Here is a 15,677-nt window from a genome sequence, read left to right as displayed (position 1 = left end):
CCATTCAGATCTGGCGGAACACGCCCGATGCCGGTTACTCTGCGCGCCGGAGTCGCCACTCTTCGTCCTCTTTGGAGTGGATTGCCCGTGCAGCGACCCCTCGGGAAACCGTCCATCGCCCTCGCCGCAACCCTCGTCGGAGCCCTCGCCACGGCCGGCTGCTCAGGCAGCGACGCGGCCACCTCCCCCACGCACTTCCCTTCGTGGCAGAACACCCAGGTCAACGCCGTCAGCCGGATGACGGTCGCGGACGGAGTGGTCGCCACCACCTCCATGAAGCCCGACGGCACGCTGGAGACCGTCGCCATGGGCCTGCGCGACGGCAAGCGGCTGTGGGCCTACCCGGCCACGATGGCCGGCCGCCTGCCCGGAATGGGCGTCTCGACCCCCGCGGTCGTGAAGACGGCCCAGGGCAAGGGCGTGGTCGTCGCGCTCGACCCCGCCAAGAGCGGCCGCTGGAACGCCACGCTCATCGCCCGCGACGCCCAGTCAGGGGTGCGCAAGTGGGGCAGGCCGGTGCATTCGACCTTCGGGCCGCAGCGCTGCGGGCCGTACGTGTGCGTCTCCGAGCACACCGCCCTGACCAAGGCCCGCACGGTGGTGCTCGACCCGGCCACGGGCAAGGTGCTGTGGAAGCTGCCCGGGATCTCCGAGGTGGAGTGGTCGGACCCCACCCGGGTGCTGCTGCTCAGGCTGGCCGCCAACCCCATGATCGAGTCGTACGAGCTGAAGACCGGCAAGCTCCAGTGGCAGCAGCCGATCGAGCAGGCGCTCGGCCCCGGCATCGACCTGTCGGGCGGGTGGGCGTTCGGCGCGACCGGCGACAACCTGGTCGGCTACGTCGCCCCCTACACCAACCCGCAGACCAAGAAGGTGTCCACCTTCGGGCTATTCTCCGTCAAGATCGACAACGGGACGATCAACTGGATGCGGCCCTCGGTCGTGCGCGTCTACCCCAGCGGCAGCCCCGGCTACGCCCCGGTCGTGCGCCCCGTCGACCGCCAGGGCGCCTACGGCGGCTTCGCCCGCCTCGACTCCGACAGCGGCCGGGTGCTCGGCCAGGTCACCGCTGCAGACGTGCCGGGGTCCGGCTGGTGGCTGGCCTTCCCCGACCGGATGAACCGGCTCGGCTTCCTCAAGCACAACGCCAAGGGCTCGGCGTTCGACCTGGCCAGCGGCAAGCCCGTGCCGGTCGAGGACGAGCGCGGCTGGTCCTTCTGCGTCACCGACCCCAAGCCGCTGCCGCTGCGGGGGCAGGCGCCGGGCTTCTACTCGACGGCCGCGATCTGCGAGTACGACCTCGCCACCGGCAAGCGGGTCCCGGGCGAGGTCGTGCCGCCGGCCTGGTTCACGGGCAGCCAGGACGGGTGGCGGCTGTGGCGCGACGAGAAGGGTGCGATCCACGCCGTCAACGACGAAACCGCGACCACTCCGGGTATGTACGGATAGGACAGAATATAGTTCTATCTGTAGCACCTACAGAGGAGGGGCCATGCCCGAGGCAGTCATCGTCGCCACCGCACGTTCTCCCATCGGACGGGCCTTCAAGGGCTCGCTCAAGGAGATCCGCCCCGACGACCTGACCGTCCAGATGATCCAGGCGGCGCTGGCCAAGGTGCCCCAGCTCGACCCGTTGACCATCGACGACATCATGCTCGGGTGCGGGCTGCCCGGGGGCGAGCAGGGCTTCAACATGGCCCGCGTCGTGGCGGTGCTGCTCGGACTCGACAACGTGCCCGGCACGACCGTGACCCGCTACTGCTCGTCGTCGCTGCAGACCACGCGGATGGCCTTCCACGCGATCAAGGCGGGCGAGGGCGACGTGTTCGTGTCGGCCGGGGTGGAGGCCGTGTCCCGGTTCGTCAAGGGCAACTCCGACTCCCTGCCCGACACCCAGAACCCGCTCTTCTCGGACGCCGTGGCGCGCACCAAGGCGTTCGGCGAGGGCGGGAAGGTCTGGCACGACCCGCGCGAGGACGGCGACGTCCCCGACATCTACATCGCGATGGGGCAGACCGCCGAGAACGTCGCCCAGCTCAAGGGCATCACGCGGCAGGAGCAGGACGAGTTCGGGGTGCGCTCCCAGAACCTGGCGGAGAAGGCGCTGGCCGACGGGTTCTGGGCGAAGGACATCACGCCGGTGACGCTGCCCGACGGGACCGTCGTGGCCAAGGACGACGGGCCCAGGGCCGGGACCACGTACGAGAAGGTCTCCACGCTCCAGCCCGTCTTCCGGCCCGACGGCACCGTCACGGCCGGCAACTGCTGCCCCCTGAACGACGGGGCCGCCGCCGTGGTCGTCATGAGCGACACCAAGGCCGCCGAGCTCGGGATCACCCCGCTGGCCAGGATCGTCGCGACCGGCGTCACGGGGCTGTCCCCGGAGGTCATGGGCCTGGGCCCGGTGGAGGCCTCGACGCAGGCGCTCGCGCGGGCGGGGATGGCGATCGAGGACATCGACCTCGTGGAGATCAACGAGGCGTTCGCGGCGCAGGTCATCCCGTCGTACCGGGAGCTGGGGATCCCGCTGGAGCGGCTCAACGTGAACGGCGGGGCCATCGCGGTGGGGCACCCGTTCGGGATGACGGGGGCGCGCATCACCTCCACGCTGATCAACGGCCTCCAGCACCACGACAAGTCCATCGGCCTCGAAACCATGTGCGTGGGCGGCGGCCAGGGCATGGCGATGATCCTCGAGCGCCTCTCGTAGGCTCTCCATCCGTTACGGCGCCACCCCGCCTGAGGGCCTCCCAAACCCTCCATCGGTTACGGCGCTGCCCTGGAAGGCCACCCGCCGCACTCCGGCCGGCGACCTTCCAGGGAAACGCCCTCTGACCCTTCACCGCCTGACCGCCGTTACGCGAGCCCACGCTTACCCGGTTACCGCGGCCCACCCCAGGCGCCGCACAAGGGCGGCGTGACGGCCCGACCGGCCCTCACCCACCGACAACCGACGCACGCCTCACCACGGCCGCACAAGAGGCGTTCAGGAGCGTGCGGCGCCCAGGGCGGGAAGCCGCTGATCGGGTAATCGTGGGCTCGCGTTACGGCGGCCGGCCGGTGAAGGGTCAGAGGGCGTTTCCTGGAGGGCCCTCAGCCGAAGTGCGGCGAGTGGCCGACCATGGCACCGCCGTAACAGATGAAGATGAAGCGCGGTCAGCCGTGGAAGTCGGGGCCGGCGCGGTGGGGGGTGATGCGGAGGAGGACGCGGCGGTCGCGGATCATCGCGGCGCGGTAGTCGTCCCAGTCCGGGTGCTCCCCCGAGATGTCGCGATAGTAGGCGATCAGCCCGTCCATGGCCTCCGGGAGCGGCAGGATGTCGGCCGTGCCGTCGACCTGGATCCACTGGCCGTAGAAAGCGTCGGTGAAGACGCACAGCGACACCTTGGGCTCGGAGCGGACGTTGCGGACCTTGACGGCCGTCTCCCTGGTGCTGATGACGATCTGGTCGCCCGACACCCCGGCGGTCACCGGTGACATCTGCGGGCGCCCGTCGCGATGCCTGGTCAGGAGGACGGCGTGGTGGTGGTCGCGGAGAAAGGCCAGTGCCTTGTCGAGATCCATCCTCCCATGATGAACCCCATGATGACGCGCCCGCGCTTGGGGCACGGGCGCGTTGACGGAAGGGCTTAGATGAAGCCCATGCGGTTACGGCGGTGCCGCTCGTGCTCGTGGACGATGGCGGCGGCGTAGCCGTGGGTCAGCCCGTGCTCGTCGGCAAGCCAGTTGGCCCGCTCGTCGCACCTCAGGAAAGCCGGGCCGTTGTCGATGGCTTGGAACCACTCTGGGAGTTGGCGTCCCGTGATCGTCGGGACCCTGGCGATGAGCTTTGTCTGCGTCTCCGATGAGTGGTTCAAGGACATGGGCACCTCCGCGTATAAGGGGTCCTTGGCATGACACTGCAACACCGCAGCCCGAATGGCAACCCCCCGGCCAGGCATCATTCTGTGACGGCACGTAGATTTTCGGTCGCACACCGAGAGGGCCCCGCCGGAACGGCGAGGCCCTCGAAGGTGAAGCGGCGCTTAACGATCAGTCACTGTTGGTGAAATAGCTGACGAAGCGGAGGATCTCCAGGTAGATCCAGACCAGGCTCAGCGTCAGGCCGAACGCGCACTGCCAGGCGAACTTCTCCGGCGCGCCCTGCTTGACACCCTGCTCGATCGCGTCGAAGTCGAGCAGCAGGAAGAAGCAGCCGATCAGGATCATGACGACGCTGAAGGCCCAGCCGATCGGCGAGTCGGTGCGCAGGCCGAGCCCGCCGTCGTTGAACAGGCCGACGACCAGGTTGACCAGCACCAGCCCGAGCGCCGCGATGGCGGCGGCGATGCCGTACTTCACGAGCTTGGGCGTGACGCGGATGATCCGCAGCGAGTAGACGGTCAGCACCGCCGCGAACGCGAACGCGGTGCCCAGCACCGCCTGTAGCACGATGCTGCCGCTGCCGCCGAAGTAGCTCTCGAACAGGAAGCTGATCTTGCCGAGGAACACGCCCTCGAACACCGCGTAGCCCAGGATCAGCGCCGGGTTGGTGCTCTGGGTGAACGAGGCGATCAGCCCCAGGATCAGCGCGACGATGGCGGCGCCGATGGCGACCATGGGCGGCACGTTGAGTATCCACGCGGCGGCGGCGGCCACGACGAGCGCCCCGAGCGTGAGGAACCCGCGTACGACGACGTCGTCGAGGGTCATGGTGCGGTACGCGGGCCGGGTGGGCTGCGCGTACGACGGCGCGTCGTACATGTGTTGCAGCTGGTCGGGGGACGGGGCGGGACCGGCCCAGCCCCCGGCCTGCTGCCGCGACCGGCTGAATACGGGGTTCTTGCTCTCCATCGCTGCCTCCTGTGACGCCGAGCCTATGGGGCGCGGCGGCACCTTGGTCAACTGGCGTGTCAGATCGATGTTCATTCGGGACTTCGGCAGCGATCTCAACGAACGTCCGCGCCGGAGAGTTCCCAAGGTCACCCGGCCCGTCCGGAGGGGCCTCCGGGAGCGGTTTTTACTGTCCGTCTGCGCGAAAAGACCGCGCGTAATCTGTAGTCGGTCATTCACGGAAAGAAACAACCCGGAGGGCAGAAAAACGGCACCCTGTCAATATGGCCGCAGGGAAAAGTCTTAGCTTACTCGCCCCGCCCGCGAGTGCCCCGGGCGGGACCGGCCGAACCGCCGGGAGGCCCGCCCAACAGGGCCGTCGTGGGCGGGGTTGGCGCCACTCCGTAACAAATCGATATCGACCTCGGCGAGGCCGTCTGACGATCGCGGTAAACCTCCAGGTCAGAGACCCAAAGGCGAGGAAGACGGCAAGTGCCCCCGGCGGGATTCGAACCCGCACGTCAACCCTTTTAAGGGGTTTGCCTCTGCCATTGGGCTACGGGGGCGCCGCAATCATACGAAACGGACCATGCTTCCGAGGAGCACAACTTCGCATCAAGCGTCACAACTGTGAAGTCTGCGGTGAAGTGATAGTGCTCCTGGCACTCTGTCCAAGAAGAGTAGGCCGTCCAGATGGTCCAGTTGGTGCTGAATGCAGCGGGCTTCGAAGGCGTCCGCTTCGATGGTGACGGTCTCGCCCGTGCCTGGCAAATGCCCATGTACGGTGATACGGCTGGCGCGGAGGACATCTGCGGTGAGTCCCGCGATCGAGGCGCACCCCTCGCGCCCCGGGTCCCAGTGGGCGGCCCTGGCGAGCCGTGGATTGGCCAGGACGAGCTCGCCGGCCCAGGAACGGCTTCTGGGGTGGAGCCGGGTGTCGAAGGCGATCAGCCGCCAGCTCAGCCCGATCTGCGGGGCGGCCAGGCCGGTCGTGGAGGTCTCGCGACGGAGGGTGGCGAGCAGGTCGGCGGCGGCGGAGACGACCTCGGGCGCGGTGGGGTCGACCGGTTCCGCGACGGCGGACAGGAGAGGGTGCGGGGCGCGGAGCACCTGACGCGGGGTCCCCGCGCGCATCTGGCGGGGAGTGGTCTCACGACCGCCGAGCACTCCCCGGTGTTCGCCGCCCCGCCCCGTCACCGGATACCTACAGGTTTGAGGCCCCGTTGTTCAGGGCGGGGAGGAAGGCCGGAACGGTCGGACACTGGGGTCTCCCGGTTTTGTCGGTGACGGTCGGTAGGTTGATCGGCATGTCCCGCTGCCGGCTCCGGCCCACGCCTGTCCAGGAGGCGGCGCTGCTGGAGCATTGCGGGCACGCGCGTTCCGTGCGGAACCTGGTGGTGGAGCGGCACGAGCATGGGAGGCCGGGCCGCATGTCTGCGCCGGGGTTCGCCGAGCAGTGCCCCCAGTTGACCGGGGCGCGGGCGGAGAGCCAGGCCGACTTCCGCTGCCGGTCCTGCGGATACGCCTGCAACGCCGATGTGAACGCGGCCAGGAACATCGAACGCGCGCCAGGGCATGCCGCATCTGCGCGGGAAGGGCCACGGGTTGCCGGGCCGGTGCACCGCGAGCCTCAACGCGACCTCTTCCTGGTGGGGTGGTTGCCGTGGGGATCCCCGTGCGTCAGCGCGGGGAGGATGTCAAAGGAGATCCGACTCGACGGGGCGGAAGGTGATGTCGGAGTCGAGGGCGGCGCCGACGGCGGCCAGCCTGCGCATGAGCGCCGCCACGTCCACCTCCTTCGGCAGCTCGACGTCGGCGATCAGCACGTACAGGCGGCCGGTGAGTCTGGTGCTCATGCCGGTGATGTTCCCGCCGTCCTCCGCCAGCACCGCGCTGATGGCGGAAATGATGCCGGGCCGGTCGGGCCCGTGCACGGTCAGCACGTACGCGAGCCCGTCGCCCTCCTCGCAGAAGTGGCGCCGGGCGTCGATCGCCGAGGCGGTCACCACCACGTCGGGCGCGCACAGCCGCTTGAGCAGCTCGGCGGAGTCCAGCTCGCCCGACACCAGCAGCATCATCGCCACGTGGCCGCCGAGCAACGTCATCGTCGAGTCCTGGATGTTCGCACCGCAGTCGGCGAGCGAACCGGTGACCGTGGCGATCACGCCCGGCCGGTCGACGCCGAGCACGGTCACCGCTGAGAGCCCCACCCGTGGTACCCCTTCCGCATTGCGACCAGGGGTGCCGAAACGCCCCGGCGAGGTTCGCCGGGGCGCTTGCCTTACCTGGCCTAGCGGCGGGTCGTCGCGACCGCGGCCCTGAAGCCCTCGCGCGGGTGTTCCATCTCACCCAGCGAGATGGTCTCCCGCTTGAAGAACAGCGCCAGCGTCCAGTCGACGACGACGCGGACCTTACGATTCAGCGTCGGCACCCGCGACAGATGGTAAGTGCGGTGCATGAACCACGCAGGCAATCCGCGAAGCTTGACGCCATAGACATTGGCGACGCCCTGATGGAGCCCCAAACCGGCGACCGATCCGACGTACTTGTGCCGGTATTCGACCAGTTCGTGCCCGCGCAGGTAACGGACGATGTTGTCGGCCAGCGTCTTGGCCTGCCGGACGGCGTGCTGGGCGTTCGGCGCGCAGTACTCGCCGGGGTTCGTCACGTCGGGCACCCCGGCGGCGTCGCCCGCCGCGAAGGCGTCCGGCGTGCCGGCGACGGTGAGCAGGGCGGTGGCCTTGATCCGGCCGCGCTCGTCGAGCGGCAGGTCGCTGTCCCGGACGACGGGGCTGGGCTTGACGCCCGCGGTCCACACGAGCGTCTCGGCCTCGAACTCCGAGCCGTCCGACAGCACCACGTGCCCGCCCACGCAGGACTCCAGCCGGGTGTCGAGCTTGACGTCGATGCCGCGCTCGCGCAGCTGCTCCAGCGTCCACCGGCCCATCTCGGGACCGACCTCGGGCAGCACCCGGTTCGTGGCCTCCACCAGCACCCAGCGGATGTCGGACGGCTTGATGTTGCGGTAGTAGCGCGTCGAGTGCTTGGCCATGTCCTCCAGCTCGGCGAGCGCCTCGACGCCCGCGAACCCGGCCCCGACCACGACGAACGTGAGCGCCTTGCGCCGCACCTCCGGGTCGTCGGTCGACTCGGCCACGTCGAGCAGGTGCAGCACGCGGTTGCGCAGCGCGATGGCCTCGCCCACGGTCTTGAAGCCGATGCCGATGTCGGTGAGCCCCGGAATGGGCAGCGTGCGGGAGATCGATCCGGCGGCCATCACGATGACGTCGTAGGCCACCTGGCGCGGCTCGCCCTCGGCCGGCTGGAAGGTGACGATGCGGTCGGAGTGGTCGATCTTGGTGACCGCGCCGTTGAGGATCCGGACGCTGGGCAGGATGCGGCGCAGCGGAGCGACCACGTGCCGGGGTGAGAGGTTACCGGCCGCCGCCTCCGGCAAGAAGGGCTGGTAGGTCATGTAGGACTGGGGGTCGATGATCGTGATGCGTGCCTCGCCGCGGCGCAGCTCCCGATGGAGCTTGCGCTGCAGCCGGAGCGCTGTGTACAGACCGACGTATCCACCGCCGACGACCAAGATGTGCTTGTTCATCCTGAGGCCCCATCCCTCGTGGAGTGCTTGTGAAAGCATTCACAAGCTTACGTCAAGCGCTCTTGATGAATCCAATCCGGGGGTGGTGCAACGCGTCACACAGCCAGTGACCTGGCCCTGGTGAAGATGTCGTCCAGCATCTGGGCGGTGACGCGGCCGGTGAACGTGTTCTGCTGGCTGGGGTGGTAACAGCCGAGCAGCGTGACCGGCGCGCCCTCGTACCGCACCTCGACCTCGGCGCCGTGCCCGAAGCGCGGCCTGGCGCGCGGCAGCTCGTAGCCGGCGTCCTTGAGCGCGGGCCAGACGGCCTGCCAGGCGTAGCCGCCGAGCGCGACGACCACCCGCACGTACGGGGCCACCAGCTGGATCTCGCGCGCCATCCACGGGAAGCACGCGGCCTTCTCCGAGGGCAGCGGCTTGTTCGCGGGGGGCGCGCAGCGCACCGACGCCACGACCCGCGTGCCGACGAGCGCCTGCCCGTCGCCCGCGTGCGTGCTCGTCTCCTGTACGGCCAGGCCGCTGCGGTGCAGCGAGGCGAACAGCCAGTCGCCGCTGCGGTCGCCGGTGAAGATCCGCCCCGTGCGGTTGCCCCCGTGCGCCGCCGGTGCCAGGCCGGCCAGCAGGATGCGCGGCTCCTCGGCGCCCCAGCCGGGGACGGGCCGCCCCCAGTACGTCTCGTGGGCGAACGCGCGCCGCTTGGTCTCCGCGACCTGCTCGCGCCACTCCACCAGGCGGGGGCACGCCCGGCAGACCGACTGCCTGGCGGTGAGCTCCGCGAGGGTGTCGCCCGAGGCGGCGAGGCGCCGCACGTCGGCCGGGTCGAGCGCGACGGGGGTGTCGGCGGTCGCGGGGTCTTCAGGCCAGCCGGTGCCGGGAGGTACGAAGCTCATGACACCGATGGTGCCCGATCGTCCGCCCCGCCCGGACATCAGCCTGTCCCCGTCCATGGCGGCAGGGAACATCCCTGGCGACAGAGAACCGGGTGGCGCCGTCGGCGGCCACCCGGTTCCCGGTTGGTTACTTGGACTCGGACTGCTCCGCGGCCGGAGCGGTCGGGGTCTGCGCCGGGGTCGGAGTGACCGTCGGCGTCTGGGCCGGAGCCGGGGTGCACGGCGCGTAGGACGCCGAGTCCGCGTCACCGTTGTCCGGTCCCGTGACCCTCAGCGTCACCCTGCCACCCTTGGCGTCGTCACCGGTCAGCGTCTTGGAGAGCGAGACGCTCTGCGCGCCACCGCTACGGTCGAAGTACGCCGTGCCGCTGCCGGCCTGCTTGCCGTTCACCAGCCAGGTGTAGGAGACGCGGCCGGCGCCGGTCGAGGTGATGATGCCACGACCGTTGATCGAGCAGGCCTGGGTGGTCGCCACCGAGACGGAGGCGGAGACCCTGGTGTCGTCGTGCGACTGCGGAGGCTTGGGAGCCTCGTCCTTGCACCAGACCCGGTAGGACGCCCGGTTGGAGTAGGCGCCGTCGGGGCTCAGGACCTGCAGCTGCGCCCAGCCACGCTGGCTGTGACGCGGGGAGATGCCGAAGCCCACCTTGCGCGCGTGGTGCACCTTGACCTTGCCGTAGTCGACCACGTCACCGTTGAGGACCCAGCGGTAACGGACCCACGACGGGCGGTCGGTCTTGATCAGGCCGACGAAGTCGATCTTGTCGCCGGGGGTGCAGGGGCCGACGTACGAGCTGGGGCTGGCCCACGCGCGGGCCGACACCGACACGTCGAGGTGCGTGCGCACCTCCTTCAGCGGCTCCTGGCAGGAGACGGAGAAGTAGCCCTTCTTGGAGGTGTACTTCTTCGGGCCGAGGACCTGGACGGCCTCCCAGCCCTTCTTGACGTCGTCCTTGAAGGTGATGGACTGCTTGACGGTCACCGTCTTGGTGCCCTTGCCCTTGAGCGTGATCGTCTTGACCTTGCTCTTGGACCCGTCACCGTGAAGCCAGCGGTAGGCCAGCTTCGTCTTGCCCTTGACCGGAACCTTGATCTTGGCCGAGAAGTTGACCTTGACCGGGCAGGATCCTTCGTAGGACTTGTCCGACGCCTTGGGGGTGGACACCGCGACCTTGGACTTGGCCGCGGCCGTCTTCGTCGCCGCCTGTGCGGGGCTGGAGACCAGGCCCGCGCCCAGGGCGGCCAGCACCGCGGCGGACGCGCCGAACGCCGCCGCCTTACGTGCTAACCCAACAGACATCATGTGAGAGTGCTCCATTCCGTGAGGGAAGAGACGCGCTCGGGAACGGTCGCCACGCCGGCACCTTTCGTGCACTGCGATATGGCAAAGCCCCCGTAATGCCCCTTTACTCAATCACAATACTGATTGCACGCTCAACATGATCCTGTTACCGGAAATGTCCGGATTTCTTCAGCTATCGGACGATAGACCAGGCAATCCCGTCGAGGATGTCGTGCTCGCTCACCACGACCTGCGAAAACGCGAAACGGCGGACGATCCTGTCGAGAATTAGCGCGCCGGAGCCAATCACATCCACTCTCCCCGGATGCATCACCGGCACCTCGGCGCGCTCACCATGGGTCATCGCGAGCAGCCGCCGCGTCACCTCGTGCACCTGCCCGGCCGAGATCCGCGAGTGGTGGATCCTGGCCGAGTCGTAGAAGGGCAGCCCGAGCGCCATGCCCGCGACCGTCGTCACCGAGCCGGCCAGGCCCACGAGCGTGCGGGCACGGCGTACGGGCACCTCGGCCTCGACCCGGTCGAGCGCCGCCTCGATGTCGGCCACCACGGCCTCCAGCGCGGCCGCCGGAGGCGGGTCGCCCTGCTCCCGCAGGTGCCGCTCGGTCAGGCGCACGCAGCCGATGTCGACCGACAGCGCCGCCTCGGCGTGCTCGGAGCCGACCACGAACTCGGTGGACCCGCCCCCGATGTCCACCACCAGGTAGGGGGGCAGCGGGCCCTGCGGCATCTCCGTCTCCGGCGACAGCCGCAGCAGGCCCTTGGTCGCCCCCGTGAACGACAGTTCGGCCTCCTCGGCCCCCGTCACGACCTCCGGCTCGACCCCGAAGATCTCGCGGACCCCGTCGACGAACTCCTGCCGGTTGTCCGCGTCTCTCGTGGCGCTCGTGGCCACCACCCGGGTGCGGACGGCGCCGTGCCGGTCGATCAGCTCGCGGTAGGCGCGCATCGCCTTGAACGTGCGCTCCAGCGCGTCGGGGGCCAGCCTGCCGGTCCGGTCGACGCCCTGCCCGAGGCGTACGATCTCCATCCGCCGCTCGACGTCGTCGATGACGTCGTCGCCCGTGTCGCCGTCGACATCGGCGACGAGCAGGCGTACGGAGTTGGTACCGCAGTCGACGGCGGCTACGCGCATGGTCCGTCACTCCACCAGTCGGGGAGCGCGTCGAGCGCCTCCCTGCCGAACGGGTTGGCCCCGGGCACCGCCAGCTCGTGCGCGACGAGCGCGTGCAGGCACTTGACCCGCAGCGGCATGCCCCCGGTGCTCTGCATGTCGCGCGGGAGCGGCTCCAGGCCCTGCTCCTGCGCGGCCTTGTCGCGCCTGGCGACGTAGTCGTCGTGCGCGGCGGTGTACGCGGCGGCCAGCTCGGGATCGTCGGCCAGCCTGGCCTGCATCTCCCGCATCAGCCCCGAGCCCTCCAGCGTGCCGATGGCCGAGGCCGCCTTGGGACAGGTCAGGTAGTAGAGGGTCGGGAACGGCGAGCCGTCGGGCAGCCGCGGCGCGGTCTCCACCACGTCGGGGTTGCCGCACGGGCAGCGGTGCGCGACCGCGCGCAACCCTCTGGGCGGCCGCCCGAGCTGCCGCCGCACCGTCTCGGCGTCTTCACTGTCCAACGCTGCTACTCCCCAGCCTTCTCCGGCACGGCTTCCTTCCGTGTCACCGCGTCCTTTCCTGCCGGGGCTTCCTTCCCTGCCGGGGCTTCCTTCCCCGTCACGGCCCGGCGCCCCGTGCCCTCGTCGGCGGCCCGTACCGACTCCCAGAGTGTCTGATACCACGGCGGCGCCTCGGCCGGTCGAGGCGTGGCCGCCTGCTCCTTGACCGGCTCGCGCTCCATCACCACGTAGCACTTCTCGCCGGCCCCGCAGTAGAACAGCCGCTCCTTGGCGATCTTCTTGCGCCAGTTGGGGTCGTCGGTCTGCCGGTCGCGCTCCAGCAGCGCCTGCTTCTCCGCCTCGACCCTGGCCTTCTCGGCCTGCAGCGAGGCGATGCTGCGGCGCAGGCTGATGTACTCGCGCACAGGGTAGGCCAGGCTCATCGCGATGGCGCACACCACGATGGCCAGGATGGCGGCCCGCCCGGTCAGCTGCGGCCTTTTCGCCATTCACCACACCCCCCTGCGCCCCCGGCGCCGTTACCAGAAACTAGCGCCGGAAACGCGGGAACGCGTCGCGACCCGCGTAGCGGGCGGCGTCGTCGAGGAGCTCCTCGATGCGCAGCAGCTGGTTGTACTTGGCCACGCGGTCGGAGCGGGCCGGCGCGCCGGTCTTGATCTGGCCGCAGTTGACCGCCACCGCCAGGTCGGCGATCGTCGTGTCCTCGGTCTCGCCGGAGCGGTGGCTCATCATGCAGCGGTAGCCGCTGCGGTGGGCCAGGTCCACGGCGTCGAGGGTCTCCGACAGCGTGCCGATCTGGTTGACCTTGACCAGCAGGGCGTTGGCGGTGCCCTCCTTGATGCCGCGCGCGAGCCGCTCGGGGTTGGTCACGAACAGGTCGTCGCCGACGAGCTGCACCTTGTCGCCCAGCGCGTCGGTGATGGCCTTCCAGCCCGCCCAGTCGTCCTCGTCGAGCGGGTCCTCGATGGAGACCAGCGGGTAGTTGGCGACGAGGTCCTCGTAGAAGGCGATGAGGTCCTGGGCCGACACGCCCTTGCCGTCGATCGTGTAGACGCCGTCCTTGTGGAACTCGGACGCGGCCACGTCGAGGGCCAGCGCGATGTCCTCGCCCGGCACGTAGCCGGCCCGCTCGACGGCGACCAGGATGAGGTCGAGCGCGTCGCGGTTGGACGGCAGGTTGGGCGCGAAGCCGCCCTCGTCGCCCAGGCCCGTGGCGTAGCCCTTCTCCTTGAGCACGCTCTTGAGCGCGTGGTAGACCTCGGTGCCCATGCGCACGGCCTCGCGGAACGTCTCCGCCCCGATCGGCGCGATCATGAACTCCTGGATGTCGACGTTGGTGTCGGCGTGGGCGCCGCCGTTGAGGATGTTCATCATCGGCACGGGCAGCACGTGGGCGTTGGGGCCGCCGACGTAGCGGAAGAGCGGCAGGTCGGCGCTGTCGGCGGCGGCCTTCGCGACGGCCAGCGAGACGCCCAGGATGGCGTTGGCGCCGAGCTTGGCCTTGTTGGGCGTGCGGTCCAGGTCGATCATGATCTGGTCGATGATGCGCTGGTCCTCCGCCTCGACCCCGTTGATCTCCTCGAAGATCTCGTCGGTCACGGCGAGGACGGCCTTCTCCACGCCCTTGCCGCCGTAGCGCCGGCCGCCGTCACGCAGCTCGACCGCCTCGAACTGGCCGGTGGACGCCCCGCTCGGCACGGCCGCGCGGCCGCTGCTGCCGTCGTCGAGCACCACCTCGACCTCGACCGTGGGGTTGCCCCGGGAGTCGAGGATCTCGCGTGCGTATACGACCTCGATGGTAGCCACGGGATGCGCTCCTAAATCGAAAGGCAATATGCGATCAGAGCCTATCGGTACGCACGGACCCGAACCCGCACCATGGCCTCCCCTGATGTGGTCAGGCGGATTCCCAGGTGCGCACGCGGTCGCGGTACGCGCGGGCGGCGGCCCGCAGCTCGGCCTCGGCGTCGAGCCCGGCCTCGGCGGCGCGGCGCACCAGGTCGAACAGCTCCCTGGCCACTCCCTGCCCCACGGCGGCGGACAGGGCCTCGGGAGCGCCGGCCCGCTCGGCGCGGCGCAGCAGCTGGGCGGCCAGCGACAGCGCGGGCTGCCCCATGGGCACGCCCTCCAGCACCGACTCGCGCCCCTTGGCCGCCCGCTCGGCCGCCTTGATGGCCTCCCAGTTGTCATTGACCTCGTCGGCGCTCTCCGCGCGCACGGAGCCGAAGACGTGGGGGTGGCGGCGCACCAGCTTCTCCACGATGCCGGCCGCGACGTCGTCGATGTCGAAGTCCTCGGCCACCCGCGCGTGGAAGACCACCTGCAGCAGCAGGTCACCGAGCTCCTCGCGCAGGGCCGTGTAGTCGCCCTGCTCGATGGTCTCCAGCACCTCGTAGGCCTCTTCGAGCAGGTACGGCACCAGCGACTCGTGCGTCTGCTTACGGTCCCACGGGCACTCGGTGCGCAGCCGGTCCATCACCGCGACCAGGTCGAGCGCCCGCGCCCCCGGCAGGTCGTACGAGCCGGGCACGACCTCGATCACCGGCGGCTCCTCCAGCGCGACCGCGGCGTGCCCGACGGCGCGCATGAACTCCTCGTCGTCCTTCTCGGAGCCCGACGCGAGCCACACGACGCTCTCGCCGACCGCCCGCGCGGCCAGCGCCGCAGGGTCGGGCGCGACGACGGCGACCTCGACCCCGGCCTCATCCAGGTAGGGGAGCTGCGGGTGCGCGGCCGAGCCGGTCAGCACCGGGCCGGAGCGCAGCGCCTGCCAGGCGTGGTGGCTCAGCAGGCCCGGCGCGACCCTGGGCGAGGTGGTGACGACGATGAGCGGCACGGCTCAGCCCTGCTGCTGTGGCGCCTGCTGGGAGGTGGCCTTGCCGAACCGGCCCGCGTCGACGAACAGCGACGGGTTCTCCTGCGAGGGCGTGGTGTTGACCACGCCGAAGCGGGGGTTGAACGTCGACTTGATCGAGGCGTACTCCTTGCGCAGCTGGTCGGTGCCGCCCTCGCCGGCCGCCTGGCTCAGCTTGGCGATCCCGACGCTGGTGCGCGCGAATTCGCGGGCGTAGGTCGGCGCGACGCCCAGGGCCAGCAGGTTGATCTCGGGCGACTGGTACTGGCCGGGGTCCTGGAGCTTGGCGTCGATCTCCTTGTCCGTCACCTGCACGTTGCGGCGGGCCATGAGCTGCCTGGCCGCGCTCATGTCGGCCAGCCGCTGCAGCACGTACTGCGTGACCGGCACGCCGAGCGCCGACTCGTCCAGGTTGTTCTTCTTCAGCGCGGCCACGTAGGCCTGCACCTCGCTGTTGAGCTGAGTCGTGGAGATGCGCTCGTTCCCCACCACGGCCGCGGCCCCCGCCTGCATGGGTGAGGAGCAGGCGGTCAGCGCGATGCCCACCGCGGCGGCGGCCACAGCCACTCGAATCGACTTCACGTGCGTCCCTTTCCGACC

The 15,677-nt window shown here is 69.9% G+C and carries 16 protein-coding genes, 1 tRNA gene and 1 pseudogene; 3 read left to right on the top strand and 15 right to left on the bottom strand.

Going from position 1 to position 15,677, the window contains the following annotated elements:
* Positions 1 to 87 precede the first annotated feature (87 nt).
* Together FH608_RS31555 and FH608_RS31550 are read left to right on the top strand one after the other, a co-directional pair.
* Positions 88 to 1,449, top strand: a complete 1,362-nt coding sequence (locus tag FH608_RS31555; protein WP_139635982.1) for an outer membrane protein assembly factor BamB family protein — start codon at positions 88 to 90, stop codon at positions 1,447 to 1,449.
* Between the two features lie 43 nt (positions 1,450 to 1,492).
* Positions 1,493 to 2,710 carry an acetyl-CoA C-acetyltransferase gene (locus FH608_RS31550; RefSeq protein ID WP_139635980.1) on the top strand — a complete coding sequence of 406 codons (1,218 nt, stop codon included), beginning with the start codon at positions 1,493 to 1,495 and terminating at the stop codon, positions 2,708 to 2,710.
* A gap of 446 nt (positions 2,711 to 3,156) precedes the next feature.
* Here the strand turns inward: FH608_RS31550 and FH608_RS31545 are convergent, their stop codons facing one another.
* The 5 genes from FH608_RS31545 to FH608_RS31525 all read right to left on the bottom strand — a co-directional run bounded on the left by FH608_RS31545 (position 3,157) and on the right by FH608_RS31525 (position 5,946).
* Complete coding sequence (locus tag FH608_RS31545; RefSeq protein WP_139635978.1) at positions 3,157 to 3,564, bottom strand: PPOX class F420-dependent oxidoreductase; 408 nt, start codon at positions 3,562 to 3,564, stop codon at positions 3,157 to 3,159.
* A gap of 65 nt (positions 3,565 to 3,629) precedes the next feature.
* The gene (locus FH608_RS31540; protein WP_139635976.1) at positions 3,630 to 3,863 is read right to left on the bottom strand and encodes a DUF4287 domain-containing protein; all 234 of its coding nucleotides are present in this window, start codon (positions 3,861 to 3,863) and stop codon (positions 3,630 to 3,632) included.
* A gap of 169 nt (positions 3,864 to 4,032) precedes the next feature.
* Complete coding sequence (locus FH608_RS31535) at positions 4,033 to 4,833, bottom strand: Bax inhibitor-1/YccA family protein (RefSeq protein ID WP_139635974.1); 801 nt, start codon at positions 4,831 to 4,833, stop codon at positions 4,033 to 4,035.
* 472 nt (positions 4,834 to 5,305) lie between these two features.
* Positions 5,306 to 5,378, bottom strand: a tRNA-Leu gene (locus FH608_RS31530).
* A 49-nt stretch (positions 5,379 to 5,427) separates the two neighbouring features.
* Positions 5,428 to 5,946, bottom strand: a complete 519-nt coding sequence (locus tag FH608_RS31525; RefSeq protein WP_139635972.1) for a peptide deformylase — start codon at positions 5,944 to 5,946, stop codon at positions 5,428 to 5,430.
* Positions 5,947 to 6,119: 173 nt separating this feature from the next.
* Between FH608_RS31525 and FH608_RS54475 the strand changes: the two are divergent.
* Positions 6,120 to 6,359: pseudogene (locus FH608_RS54475) on the top strand (helix-turn-helix domain-containing protein); the annotation flags it as partial.
* A gap of 150 nt (positions 6,360 to 6,509) precedes the next feature.
* Here the strand turns inward: FH608_RS54475 and FH608_RS31515 are convergent.
* The 10 genes from FH608_RS31515 to FH608_RS31470 form a co-directional block, all read right to left on the bottom strand.
* Positions 6,510 to 7,022, bottom strand: a complete 513-nt coding sequence (locus FH608_RS31515) for a glycine cleavage system protein R (RefSeq protein ID WP_139635970.1) — start codon at positions 7,020 to 7,022, stop codon at positions 6,510 to 6,512.
* 80 nt (positions 7,023 to 7,102) lie between these two features.
* Positions 7,103 to 8,419, bottom strand: a complete 1,317-nt coding sequence (locus FH608_RS31510; RefSeq protein ID WP_139635968.1) for an NAD(P)/FAD-dependent oxidoreductase — start codon at positions 8,417 to 8,419, stop codon at positions 7,103 to 7,105.
* Positions 8,420 to 8,514: 95 nt separating this feature from the next.
* Positions 8,515 to 9,309: a uracil-DNA glycosylase gene (locus tag FH608_RS31505; protein ID WP_139635966.1), complete on the bottom strand. Its 795-nt coding sequence runs from the start codon at positions 9,307 to 9,309 to the stop codon at positions 8,515 to 8,517.
* 127 nt (positions 9,310 to 9,436) lie between these two features.
* A complete protein-coding gene (locus FH608_RS31500) occupies positions 9,437 to 10,612 on the bottom strand; it encodes a hypothetical protein (RefSeq protein ID WP_139635964.1) in 1,176 nt (391 codons plus the stop codon).
* A gap of 172 nt (positions 10,613 to 10,784) precedes the next feature.
* A complete protein-coding gene (locus tag FH608_RS31495; RefSeq protein WP_139635963.1) occupies positions 10,785 to 11,744 on the bottom strand; it encodes a Ppx/GppA phosphatase family protein in 960 nt (319 codons plus the stop codon).
* Entirely contained in the window at positions 11,735 to 12,223 is a 489-nt protein-coding gene (locus tag FH608_RS31490; RefSeq protein ID WP_139635961.1) for a DUF501 domain-containing protein, read from the bottom strand. Before FH608_RS31490 ends, FH608_RS31495 begins: the two co-directional genes overlap by 10 nt.
* A 5-nt stretch (positions 12,224 to 12,228) precedes the next feature.
* On the bottom strand, positions 12,229 to 12,711 hold the full coding sequence (locus FH608_RS31485) for a septum formation initiator family protein (RefSeq protein ID WP_139635960.1): 483 nt from the start codon (positions 12,709 to 12,711) through the stop codon (positions 12,229 to 12,231).
* A 40-nt stretch (positions 12,712 to 12,751) separates the two neighbouring features.
* Entirely contained in the window at positions 12,752 to 14,029 is a 1,278-nt protein-coding gene (gene eno / locus FH608_RS31480) for a phosphopyruvate hydratase (RefSeq protein ID WP_139635959.1), read from the bottom strand.
* Positions 14,030 to 14,120: 91 nt separating this feature from the next.
* Positions 14,121 to 15,059, bottom strand: coding sequence for a MazG family protein (locus FH608_RS31475; RefSeq protein WP_139635958.1), 939 nt, complete (start codon positions 15,057 to 15,059; stop codon positions 14,121 to 14,123).
* A 3-nt stretch (positions 15,060 to 15,062) separates the two neighbouring features.
* Positions 15,063 to 15,659 carry a SurA N-terminal domain-containing protein gene (locus FH608_RS31470; RefSeq protein WP_193318731.1) on the bottom strand — a complete coding sequence of 199 codons (597 nt, stop codon included), beginning with the start codon at positions 15,657 to 15,659 and terminating at the stop codon, positions 15,063 to 15,065.
* Positions 15,660 to 15,677: the final 18 nt, after the last annotated feature.

The organism is Nonomuraea phyllanthi (genome assembly GCF_006334985.2).
Classification (GTDB): domain Bacteria; phylum Actinomycetota; class Actinomycetes; order Streptosporangiales; family Streptosporangiaceae; genus Nonomuraea; species Nonomuraea phyllanthi.
Note: the sequence above shows the minus strand (reverse complement) of the source record. Positions and strands in the feature narration are given on the sequence as shown.

What these genes read in the sequence shown, in the direction of transcription:
- FH608_RS31510 (WP_139635968.1), bottom strand. Translation starts at nt 8,419, where the DNA reads ATGAACAAGCACATCTTGGTCGTCGGCGGTGGATACGTCGGTCTGTAC.
- FH608_RS31535 (WP_139635974.1), bottom strand. Translation starts at nt 4,833, where the DNA reads ATGGAGAGCAAGAACCCCGTATTCAGCCGGTCGCGGCAGCAGGCCGGG.
- FH608_RS31485 (WP_139635960.1), bottom strand. Translation starts at nt 12,711, where the DNA reads ATGGCGAAAAGGCCGCAGCTGACCGGGCGGGCCGCCATCCTGGCCATC.
- FH608_RS31545 (WP_139635978.1), bottom strand. Translation starts at nt 3,564, where the DNA reads ATGGATCTCGACAAGGCACTGGCCTTTCTCCGCGACCACCACCACGCC.
- FH608_RS31495 (WP_139635963.1), bottom strand. Translation starts at nt 11,744, where the DNA reads ATGCGCGTAGCCGCCGTCGACTGCGGTACCAACTCCGTACGCCTGCTC.
- FH608_RS31550 (WP_139635980.1), top strand. Translation starts at nt 1,493, where the DNA reads ATGCCCGAGGCAGTCATCGTCGCCACCGCACGTTCTCCCATCGGACGG.
- FH608_RS31500 (WP_139635964.1), bottom strand. Translation starts at nt 10,612, where the DNA reads ATGATGTCTGTTGGGTTAGCACGTAAGGCGGCGGCGTTCGGCGCGTCC.
- FH608_RS31540 (WP_139635976.1), bottom strand. Translation starts at nt 3,863, where the DNA reads ATGTCCTTGAACCACTCATCGGAGACGCAGACAAAGCTCATCGCCAGG.
- FH608_RS31525 (WP_139635972.1), bottom strand. Translation starts at nt 5,946, where the DNA reads ATGCGCGCGGGGACCCCGCGTCAGGTGCTCCGCGCCCCGCACCCTCTC.
- FH608_RS31505 (WP_139635966.1), bottom strand. Translation starts at nt 9,309, where the DNA reads ATGAGCTTCGTACCTCCCGGCACCGGCTGGCCTGAAGACCCCGCGACC.